The organism is Bradyrhizobium sp. 137 (assembly GCF_023074095.1).
Lineage (GTDB): Bacteria > Pseudomonadota > Alphaproteobacteria > Rhizobiales > Xanthobacteraceae > Bradyrhizobium.
This window is the reverse complement of sequence record NZ_JADPKU010000002.1, coordinates 1-9,833: the sequence shown is the minus strand read 5'-3', so window position 1 is coordinate 9,833 and position 9,833 is coordinate 1. Positions and strand designations below refer to the sequence as shown.

The 9,833-nt window shown below is 65.1% G+C and carries 9 protein-coding genes; 6 read left to right on the top strand and 3 right to left on the bottom strand.

Annotated features, from left to right (window positions below; translation table 11 throughout):
- Positions 1-126 precede the first annotated feature (126 nt).
- A complete protein-coding gene (locus IVA78_RS00350) occupies positions 127-786 on the bottom strand; it encodes a DedA family protein (RefSeq protein WP_247276299.1) in 660 nt (219 codons plus the stop codon).
- Between the two features lie 297 nt (positions 787-1,083).
- On the opposite strand from IVA78_RS00350, the gene cobS reads away from it, so the two are divergent.
- From cobS to IVA78_RS00325, 5 genes are all read left to right on the top strand, one after another.
- Complete coding sequence (gene cobS / locus IVA78_RS00345) at positions 1,084-2,082, top strand: cobaltochelatase subunit CobS (protein WP_247276300.1); 999 nt, start codon at positions 1,084-1,086, stop codon at positions 2,080-2,082.
- A 47-nt stretch (positions 2,083-2,129) separates the two neighbouring features.
- The gene (gene cobT / locus IVA78_RS00340; RefSeq protein ID WP_247463660.1) at positions 2,130-4,031 is read left to right on the top strand and encodes a cobaltochelatase subunit CobT; all 1,902 of its coding nucleotides are present in this window, start codon (positions 2,130-2,132) and stop codon (positions 4,029-4,031) included.
- Entirely contained in the window at positions 4,028-5,122 is a 1,095-nt protein-coding gene (locus tag IVA78_RS00335) for an esterase-like activity of phytase family protein (RefSeq protein ID WP_247463657.1), read from the top strand. The genes cobT and IVA78_RS00335 overlap by 4 nt, the downstream gene beginning before the upstream one ends.
- Positions 5,123-5,269: 147 nt before the next feature.
- Positions 5,270-6,382 carry an NADH:flavin oxidoreductase/NADH oxidase gene (locus IVA78_RS00330; RefSeq protein ID WP_247463654.1) on the top strand — a complete coding sequence of 371 codons (1,113 nt, stop codon included), beginning with the start codon at positions 5,270-5,272 and terminating at the stop codon, positions 6,380-6,382.
- Between the two features lie 132 nt (positions 6,383-6,514).
- Positions 6,515-6,922 carry a hypothetical protein gene (locus IVA78_RS00325; protein ID WP_247276304.1) on the top strand — a complete coding sequence of 136 codons (408 nt, stop codon included), beginning with the start codon at positions 6,515-6,517 and terminating at the stop codon, positions 6,920-6,922.
- Positions 6,923-6,977: 55 nt separating this feature from the next.
- Here IVA78_RS00325 and IVA78_RS00320 read toward each other — a convergent pair whose 3' ends face one another.
- Positions 6,978-7,223 (bottom strand): PilZ domain-containing protein, encoded by a 246-nt coding sequence (locus IVA78_RS00320; RefSeq protein WP_247416988.1) that lies wholly within the window; start codon positions 7,221-7,223, stop codon positions 6,978-6,980.
- A 247-nt stretch (positions 7,224-7,470) separates the two neighbouring features.
- Positions 7,471-8,844 (bottom strand): DUF2235 domain-containing protein, encoded by a 1,374-nt coding sequence (locus IVA78_RS00315; protein ID WP_247463651.1) that lies wholly within the window; start codon positions 8,842-8,844, stop codon positions 7,471-7,473.
- 158 nt (positions 8,845-9,002) lie between these two features.
- On the opposite strand from IVA78_RS00315, the gene IVA78_RS00310 reads away from it, so the two are divergent.
- Positions 9,003-9,680: a hypothetical protein gene (locus IVA78_RS00310; protein WP_247463648.1), complete on the top strand. Its 678-nt coding sequence runs from the start codon at positions 9,003-9,005 to the stop codon at positions 9,678-9,680.
- The last annotated feature ends 153 nt before the right edge of the window (positions 9,681-9,833 follow it).

The following is a 9,833-nucleotide window of genomic DNA, read 5'->3' as shown; positions in this document are numbered from 1 at the left end:
GGTCTCCTTCCAAGCCATCGGCAAGCCCTCCTTGCCGAATAGTTGACCTGTTACCCATGTCGCCGGTCTAGTCTGTTACCCATGTAGCCGGTTTGGACCCCCTCCCCCTCCAGGGGAGGGTAAGATTTACGCCCGCGGCTTGGCCGCCGCGATGCTACCGCCGTTGCGCCGGCGATGGATCAACACTCCCACGCCAAGCACGATCGCCACCCCTACCACCGTCAGCATCCAGATGTGCTTGCCGATATGGCCGTGATGATGCAGCCCGGCATATTCGTGGAGCGCTGAGACCGCCAGCACGCCGGGCAGCACATGCGCGGGCGCCCAGGCCAGGATCGCCGGGATGTTCACCGCGTAGAATTTCGCCGGCGCCATGCCGAGCGCACCCGCGGTAACAGGCACGAAGGCGCGGATCGGGGGCACGAAACGGGCGAAGAACACCGCCCAGGTGCCGAAGCGATGGAAGAAATTCTCGCTCTGCTCGACCACGCGCGGGTAGCTGGTCAGCGGCCAGGTGTTGAGGATCTCGCGCTGTCGCCGGTGCCCGATCCAATAGGCCGATCCGTCGCCGAGCACTGCCCCCAGTGCGGCCGCCAGCAACACCCATGGCAGCTTAAGCTCGCCGCCCGGAACCAGCGCGCTCAGTGCCAGGATGATGGTCGAGCCGGGGATCACCGACCCCACCACCGGCACCGCTTCGAGCAGCGCCGCGAGAAACAGGGTCAGATAGGCCAGCCACGCATGGGCCGAGACGAAGGCGATAAGGGGATCGAGGAAGGATGTCACGTCGTCTCAATGATGGGGCTGGAGCACTGGAAGTCAAACCCTACATGGGTAAGTGCATGCGGCAACAGTGCCATCCGCGCAGGCAAAGGGGTCAACCGCCCGAAATTCGAGCGTGATTCGCAAGGCAGCCCTCCAAAAACTGCGTTCCTTGCCTATCTAAATGAAAAGACAATGGAACTTTGATTAGGGGGCGGGCTTCTGCCCGCTCGTTGTCTCTGATAGGTTGATTTTCAGCACCCAGCCGCAGCCAACGTGCAAATAACCGGTTTCGGGACCGCCCGGGACCTCGGAGGATTGATGACGACCGCCGCTCTGTCCAAAGTTGAGGAAGTTTCCGGTCTGCCCGACATGAAGGTGTCGGTGCGCCAGGTGTTCGGGATCGACAGCGATCTCGAAGTCCCGGCCTATTCCGAAGTCGATCCTCACGTGCCCGAAGTCGATTCCGACTACCGCTTCGACCGCGCCACCACGCTTGCCATTCTCGCGGGCTTTGCCCGCAACCGCCGCGTCATGGTGACCGGCTATCACGGCACCGGCAAATCCACCCATATCGAGCAGGTCGCCGCACGGCTGAACTGGCCCTGCGTGCGCGTCAACCTCGATAGCCACATCAGCCGTATCGACCTGGTCGGCAAGGACTCCATCGTGGTCCGCGACGGCAAGCAGGTCACCGAATTCCGCGACGGCATTTTGCCCTGGGCGCTGCAGAACAACGTCGCGCTGGTGTTCGACGAATACGACGCCGGCCGCCCGGACGTGATGTTCGTGATCCAGCGCGTGCTGGAGGTCTCGGGGCGCCTGACCCTGCTCGACCAGAACAAGGTGATCAAGCCGCATCCGGCGTTCCGGCTGTTTGCCACGGCGAACACCGTCGGCCTCGGCGATACCTCCGGTCTCTATCACGGCACCCAGCAGATCAACCAGGGCCAGATGGACCGGTGGTCGATCGTCACCACGCTGAACTATCTCAGCCACGACGAGGAAGTGGAGATCGTGCTGGCCAAGGCCAAGCACTATCGCTCCCAGGAGGGCCGCGACATCGTCAACAAGATGGTGCGTCTCGCCGACCTCACCCGCAACGCCTTCGCCAACGGCGATCTGTCGACGGTGATGAGCCCGCGCACGGTGATCACCTGGGCGGAAAACTCCGACATCTTCGGCGACATCGGCTTTGCCTTCCGCGTCACCTTCCTCAACAAATGTGACGAGCTCGAGCGTCCGCTGGTCGCCGAGTTCTACCAGCGCTGCTTCAACGCGGAGCTGCCGGAATCGGCGGTGAACGTGGCGCTGAGCTAAAGGTTTGAGATGTCGTCCCGGCCTTCCGGGACGACGGATAGGGTGAGATGACCACCTCCAATTCCAAATTCCGCAGCAGCAAGGAAGCCCCGACCGAGCCGTTCAAGCGCTCGGTCGCCTCCTGTCTCAAGGCGATCGCGAAGACGCCCGAGCTCGACGTCTCCTTCGCCGCTGAGCGCCCGGGCCTTGCGCCCGGCAAGGCGCGGCTGCCCGAGCCTGCGCGCAAGATGACCAAGCGGGACGCCGCGGTCGTGCGCGGCCACGCCGATTCCATCGCGCTCAAGCTCGCCTGTCACGATCCGAAAGTGCATCGCAAGCTGATGCCCGGCAATCCGCAGGCGCGCGGCGTGTTCGAGGCGGTGGAGCAGGCGCGGGTCGAGGCGATCGGCGCGCGCCGCATGGCGGGCGTTGCGAAAAACCTCACCGCGATGCTCGACGATCACTTCCATCGCGGCAAGTTCGACGAGATCACCGACCGCGCCGATGCACCGCTGGCCGACGCGCTGGCGATGCTGGTGCGCGAGCGCCTGACCGGCATGGCGCCGCCGGCGGCCGCCAGGAAGATGGTCGACCTCTGGCGTCCCATTCTCGAAGACAGGATCGGCAAGCGGCTCGACCGGCTCGACGGCGTGCTCGAGGACCAGACCCGGTTCGGCGATGCCGTGCACGATCTCTTGTCGGCGCTCGAGCTCGGCGACGAGCGTAACGCCGACACCGAGGACAATGACGAGAACGACGAGAACCAGGACGGCGACAACGACCAGTCCGGCGCCGAAGGCTCGCCCGATTCCGACGCCGCGCAGGAGATGAGCGCCGACCAGGCCGAGGCGACGTCGGAGGAGATGAGCGAGAGCGCGATGGAAAGCGCGCAGGCCTCGACTTCGGACACCTTCGACGACGGCGAACTCGGCGACGACGAGACGCCGGGCGAGGCGACGCGGCCGAATTCGCGCGGGGCCAACGAGCCGCGCGGGCCGGAATACCATGCGTTTGCGCCGAAATTCGACGAGGTCATCGCCGCCGAAGACCTCTGCGACCATGACGAGCTGGAGCGGCTGCGCGCCTATCTCGACAAGCAGCTCGCGCACCTGCAGGGCATCGTTGCCCGCCTCGCAAACCGCCTGCAGCGCCGCCTGATGGCGCAGCAGAACCGCGCCTGGGAGTTCGATCTCGAAGAGGGCATCCTCGATCCCGCGCGGCTGTCGCGCGTCGTGACCGATCCCTATCACCCGCTGTCCTTCATGCACGAGAAGGAGGCGACGTTCCGCGATACCGTGGTGACGCTGCTGCTCGACAATTCCGGCTCGATGCGCGGACGTCCGATCACGGTCGCCGCCACCTGCGCCGACATCCTCGCCCGCACGCTGGAGCGTTGCGGCGTCAAGGTCGAGATTTTGGGCTTCACCACGCGCGCCTGGAAGGGCGGGCAATCGCGCGAGGCCTGGCTTGCCGCTGGCAAGCCGGCCAATCCCGGCCGCCTCAACGATCTCCGCCACATCATCTACAAATCCGCCGACGCCCCCTGGCGTCGTGCGCGGAAAAATCTCGGCCTGATGATGCGCGAGGGGCTCCTCAAGGAGAACATCGACGGCGAGGCGCTGGACTGGGCGCACAAGCGCCTCTTGGCGAGGGCCGAGCAGCGCAAGATTCTGATGATGATCTCGGACGGCGCGCCGGTCGACGATTCCACGCTGTCGGTCAATCCCGGCAACTATCTCGAGCGGCACCTGCGCCACATCATCGAGGAGATCGAGACCCGCTCGCCGGTCGAGCTGATCGCGATCGGCATCGGCCATGATGTGACGCGCTATTACCGCCGCGCGGTGACGATCGTGGACGCCGAGGAGCTTGGCGGCGCCATCACCGAGAAGCTCGCCGAACTCTTCAGCGAGACCAACACCGCGCCGAGCCAGCCGGCCAGCCGGCCGCGCCGCAAACTGCATTCGTGAGCGCAGCTTCGTCCCGCCGCAGCTTTCTCGGCCACGCGGCGGCGGGATTTTCCATTCTGACGATGCCGCGATTGGCGCGAGCGCAAGCGCAATTGCAGCCCGTGACCGAGCCGCCGCGTGCGCTCCAGCTCGAGCACGCCGTCGCCGCGCCCGTCAGCGTCGAGGTCAATGCGCGCATCATCCCCAATTTCGAGCCGCGCGACCGGGCGCGCACGCGCTTCGGCTCGCTGGATTTTCGCAGCGGCCTGGTGCTGACCTCGCCCTATCGCGGTTTTGGCGGCCTGTCCGGTATCCGCTTCCTCGACAACAAAGGTGAACGCTTCCTCGCGATCTCCGACCAGGGCGGCTGGTTCACCGGTGCCATCCGCTATTCCGGCCGCGAGATGGTTGGGCTCGCAGACGTCGAGGCCGCGCCGCTGCTCGGTGCGGACGGGCGGCCGATCACGGACAAGCGGCTCTGGTACGACACCGAGGCGCTCGCGCGCGACGGCAACCTCGTCTATGTCGGGCTCGAGCGCGTCAACCAGATCCTGCGCTACGATTTCGCCAAGGGCGGCACCCGCGCCCGCGGCGAGGTGATTGCCGTGCCGCCGGCGTTGCGCAAGCTGCCCTCCAACAAGGGGCTGGAGGCGATGGTCATGGTGCCGAAAGGGCAAGGCCAGAGCCAACCGCTCGCCGGCACGCTGGTCGCCTTCTCCGAGCGCGGGCTCGATGCCGACGGCAACCTCATAGCCTTCCTGATCGGCGGCCCGGCGCCGGGCCAGTTCAGCGTGCGGCGCTCCGAAAACTTCGACATCAGCGACGCCGTGCTTTTGCCTTCGGGCGATCTCCTCATCCTCGAGCGCAAATTCTCCTGGTTCACCGGCGTCAATATCCGCATCCGCGCGATCCCGCTCAAGGCAATCGCGCCGGGTGCCCTGGTCGACGGCCTCACGCTGTTCGCCGCCGATCTCGGCCACGAGATCGACAACATGGAAGGCATCGACGCCCACGTCACGGCCGGGGGCGAGACCGTGCTGACCCTGATCTCCGACGACAATTTCTCGATGCTCCAGCGGACCCTGCTGCTGCAGTTTACGCTTGTGGAATAGCCGGCGGTCTCTCCCCGTCATTGCCGATGCGGAGGCGGGCTCGCACCAAGCCAACAGCGCAATGCGTGGCGCCCCGCGCGCCTAGCAATCCGCACGTCGCTCACTACACTCCTGCCATTGCCCCTCCATCCTTTGGAACCTCCCCGCATGTCCGTCCTGTTTTCCCCGATCAAGCTGCGCGGCCTGACGTTGAAGAATCGCGTCGTGGTGTCGCCGATGTGCCAGTATTCGGCCGACGACGGCGTCGCCACCGACTGGCACTTCACCCACATCAACAATCTCAGCCTGTCGGGCGCGGCGATGTTCTGCATCGAGGCGACGCATGTCGAGGCGATCGGCCGCATCACGCCGGGCTGTCTCGGACTCTACAGCGACGCCTGCGAAGCGGCCTTGAAGCCGATCCTCAATTCGGTGCGCAAATATTCCTCCACGGCCATTGCGATGCAGCTCGCCCATGCCGGCCGCAAAGCCTCGAGCGCGCGGCCCTGGGAGGGCGGCCAGCTGATTCCGGTTGAACACGGCGGCTGGCAGACGGTTGCGCCGTCGGCCGTGCCGCACAAGGAGGGCGAGGCCGCGCCGCTGGCGCTCGACGCCGCGGGCCTCAAACGCATCCGCAACGCCTTCGCCGACTCAGCAAAGCGCGCCGCCCGCCTCGGCATCGACGCGATCGAGGTGCACGGCGCGCACGGCTATCTCCTGCATCAGTTCCTGTCGCCGATCTCGAACCGGCGCACCGACGAATATGGCGGCAGCCTCGAAAACCGCATGCGCTTTCCGCTGGAGGTGTTCGATGCGGTGCGCGCCGCATTCCCTGCTGACAAGCCGGTCGGCATGCGGGTGTCGTCGACCGACTGGGTCGAGGGCGGCTGGGACCTGGCGCAGACCATCGCATTTGCGAAAGCGCTGAAGGCGCGCGGCGTCGACTGGATCGATGCCTCCTCCGGCGGCGTCTCGCCGCTTCAGAAGATTCCGCTCGGCCCCGGCTATCAGGTGCAGTTTGCGGAAGCGATCAAGCGCGAGACCGAATTGCCGACCATCGCCGTCGGCCTGATCAGCGAAGCCAGGCAAGCCGAGGAGATCGTTGCATCCGGCAAGGCCGACATGGTCGCGCTCGCCCGCGGCCTGCTTTACGACCCGCGCTGGGCCTGGCACGCGGCCGCCGAACTCGGCGGCGAAGTCGAAGCCCCGCCGCAATATTGGCGCTCGCAGCCCTCGACGCAAAAGGCGCTGTTCGGCAGGACCACGTTCGGGGCGCGGTGATTTCTTCACCTCTCCCCGCATGCGGCGCCGCGTGCGGGGGAGTAAACTCACGCATCCGTAACCCCGCTCACCTTCCACCTCCCGCAAAACTGGCCTAACCTCCGTCCCCTCAACGGCTCACGGAGGCCGGCCATGCGTTTTGGTGTTCGCAAAACTGCCCATGTGTTCGAGCGCGTGGGTCTTGCGATGGCGGGCGCGGCGTGCGGATTGTTCGTCGGCGCCTATGTGGGATCGGCGATCCCCACGCTCACCACGCAGGGGTTCTTGCTGCTGATGATGGTGCTCGGCTTCATCGGCTTCTATATCGGCATCGACACGCCGCAAATGCCGTTCGACGAGGCGCACAGCCAGATCGACGCCGCGGAGTTTTTGAGCTCGGCCGGCACGCTCTGCGCCACGCTTACCGCGCTCGCCTCCGTCGCCGTCATCGTGCTCCGCCTCGATCCGCACATCGCCTGGACCTGGCTCGCTCTGCTCGGCTGGATCGGCGGTGTCGCCATGCAGATCGTCGCGGGCACCAAGGCGCGGATGCGGGCGTAGCGCGGCTCGTCCCGGACCCCTCCAGGGGAGGGTGAGCAAGCAGCTCGGTCTTCTCTCAGAACACCACGCCCACCCGCGTGCCGCGCTTCCACGCGATGCGGCAGCGCTTCTTGGTGTTGACATGCAAGAGCTCGAACCGATCGGGGATGCTCACCTGCCCGCCGAGATCGACGCAGGCCCCGCCGGGCGAATAGTCGATCAGCGTGCAGGGAATCACCGGCGCGCGCGGGTCGGTGATGATCTTGGCCTGGCGCGACACCAATCCCGAAGGTTTCACGCGGGCATATTTGCGCGGATACATTGGCACTCTCCTCCAATTCCGCAGATATCGCGGGGATCGGTTCCAATGTTGGAAGAGAGATGATGCGATCCCGCTAAAGCAGGCTTGAGAATTTTAACGAAAAGTAGCGGCGAAAGAACAAAGCGGCGGTAGCGGGCTGCCACCCTCCCCTGGAGGGGGAGGGTCGATCGCGCGCAGCGCGAGCGGGGTGGGGTGATCTCTCCCCACGGACAGCGCTTCCGTGGAGAGACTGCCACCCCACCCCGTCTCACATTTCGCTCCGCTCCATGTGAGCCGACCCTCCCCCTCCAGGGGAGGGTGGCAGTATGCCCGCATCGTCTCCCCCATGCGGCCCCACCGGCATCGGCACGGTCACAAAATCCTTCGGCAGATTCACCGGCCGATAGTCCGGCCCCACCGCCATCCGCTTGACCACGCTCTCATGCACATGCGCGCCTTCCGGAATGACGCGCGGCTCGCTATTGGGAATGTAGAAGCCGAGCACCACCTTCCGCTCCGGCCACTCCTTGTACTTCGCGCGCTTCGGCAAATATTCCAGCAGCCGCCAAGCGAGCGTCATGGAATCGTGCAGCTCGCCTGTCTTCCCGGTAAAAGCGGGCGCGACATAGCTGAACGGCGAGTTCTTGCGCTGGATGCCGAAGGCGAGCTGGTTCACCGTGCGCGGGTTGAAGTTCAGCCCCGCCTTTGCCGCCTCCTCGATCATCCACAGCAGCGGATATTTCGACTGCCCGCTCTCGGCTTCCGGATAGCCGCCGCCGACGTCGCCATGCACGCCGGCGAACCACACCTGCAGAATGTCCTGCGGCACCTTCTTCTCGTCCGGCACATAGCGGTTGCTCCAGAACTCCTGCGGCGCGTCATACGCTTTGAGGCGGAACATGCAGCGCCGCTCGTCGATCGCGATCGCCTGCCGGAAGATTTTGACGCTGGGATTGCGCAGCGTGAAGGCGAGCTCCTCGAAGCTCGGCCAATACAGCCGGTCGGCGCGCGGCACGATCACGCTCGCCACCGTGTCCCAGACGCCGACGAAATGGATGGTCGGCCAGCGCGTCGAGGTGATGCGCGCGAACTGCGCGGCGAGGTCGAATTGGTCTTTCGGTAGCGGCCCCTGATCGTCGAAAGTGACGTCGCTGAGGTCCTCGACGTCGTTGCCGCGCCCGGTGCCGGAATATTGCTTGTAGGCGATGAGGCCGCTGCCCGCGAGGTTCACCTGCTCCGGCGAGACCAGCCCGACCTTATGGATCAGCCCCGCCAGCACCCGCACGGTATAGGCGCCGCGCGAGAAGCCGAACAGGTAGATCTTGTCTCCGGCTGAGTAATGCTGAACCAGGAAGCAATAGGCGCTGAGCACGTTGTGATCGAGCCCATAGCCGGTGGCGAGCCCCAGCACCATATTGATATTGGCCTTCCAGCGATGCCACGTCGTTGGCTCCGTCACCGTGCCGACTCCCGGATCGTAAAACACCATCTGCCGCGGCTGCGTCTTGTCCGTCTTGCGCAGGCAGCGATAGAGCTTCAGGACGTTGGAGATGTTCTCGCTGATCTCGTTGCCGGTGCCGTCACAGCAGATGACGAGGTTTTTCGGCTCGGGTTTGCGGTCGGTGCTGGCTGCATGCTCCATGGGATGCGCCTCCGGGTGATGCGACCGCAGTATAGCGGAAATGGATGGCAGCGAGGAGACGAAGCGGCGCCGCCGGCGTGGCGCCTCATTTATCTTCTGTTGACATTAACCACTTGTTAACCATGCCGTCGCCTAATGTGGACGAGTGGGGGATCACCATGTCGGCCCATGTGACGCGACCGAAGTTGATGCCTGTTTCGGCCCGTCCAGCCTTTGCTGAGCTTGCCAGGCTGGCGGTTCGCGCCACGGCCGTCCTACGGACCAAAACGGCTGTCGTACGGAGCAAAGCCATGTTTGGAAAGGACGACTTAGTGGACAATCTCAGCCGCGATCTCGAGCGCGCGCGCGGAAGACGCGATGCACTCGCATCCGAAGCCACGACCTTGACGGCCCAGATCGCCGAAATTGAAGCCCGCCTTTCGGAGGAGAAGAAAAGGCGGGAGCGTGAGCGCGTTTTGGTCGAGATCGAAGCGATCAAAACCCGGATCAAGCAAGCCGCCGGCGCGTTTGCGCCCGTCGTCGATGGCCTCTCCAAGGCGATCGAATCGGCTGCGGCCGTCGTGCCCGAGGCGCGCGAGCTCAATAGTTTCCTGGTGTCGGTGGCGACCGAAATCGACAGCGTGCTCGATCCCCTGTTGCGCGAACTGGATCAGCGCGCGGATGCGGTGCGAACAGGCCACGTCGCGCTGGACCTCCCGAGTTCGCCCGATGAACCTGCCATCGAGCTGCCGAAAGACAGCAACGAACGCCTGCTTCGTTTTCCGGCATGGCTGTCCCGCGACAAGGAGACGGACAAGAAGGAAACAGCGGAGAGCCCGCGCAGCACGGCAGCGTGAACTGTCGGCTGGCTTCCTTGCGCATCCTTCGAGACGCCCGCCGTCGGCGGGCTCCTCAGAGCCTGACCGAAAAAGGGTGAGCGGTTTTGGCCGGCTTGTGATTCCTTCGGATTTGCAAAGATTCGAGGGAGGACACCATGCCGTGGACCAAAA

What these genes read in the sequence shown, in the direction of transcription:
- IVA78_RS00330 (WP_247463654.1), top strand. Translation starts at nt 5,270, where the DNA reads ATGTCCGTCCTGTTTTCCCCGATCAAGCTGCGCGGCCTGACGTTGAAG.
- IVA78_RS00310 (WP_247463648.1), top strand. Translation starts at nt 9,003, where the DNA reads ATGTCGGCCCATGTGACGCGACCGAAGTTGATGCCTGTTTCGGCCCGT.
- cobS (WP_247276300.1), top strand. Translation starts at nt 1,084, where the DNA reads ATGACGACCGCCGCTCTGTCCAAAGTTGAGGAAGTTTCCGGTCTGCCC.
- IVA78_RS00315 (WP_247463651.1), bottom strand. Translation starts at nt 8,844, where the DNA reads ATGGAGCATGCAGCCAGCACCGACCGCAAACCCGAGCCGAAAAACCTC.
- IVA78_RS00325 (WP_247276304.1), top strand. Translation starts at nt 6,515, where the DNA reads ATGCGTTTTGGTGTTCGCAAAACTGCCCATGTGTTCGAGCGCGTGGGT.
- cobT (WP_247463660.1), top strand. Translation starts at nt 2,130, where the DNA reads ATGACCACCTCCAATTCCAAATTCCGCAGCAGCAAGGAAGCCCCGACC.
- IVA78_RS00320 (WP_247416988.1), bottom strand. Translation starts at nt 7,223, where the DNA reads ATGTATCCGCGCAAATATGCCCGCGTGAAACCTTCGGGATTGGTGTCG.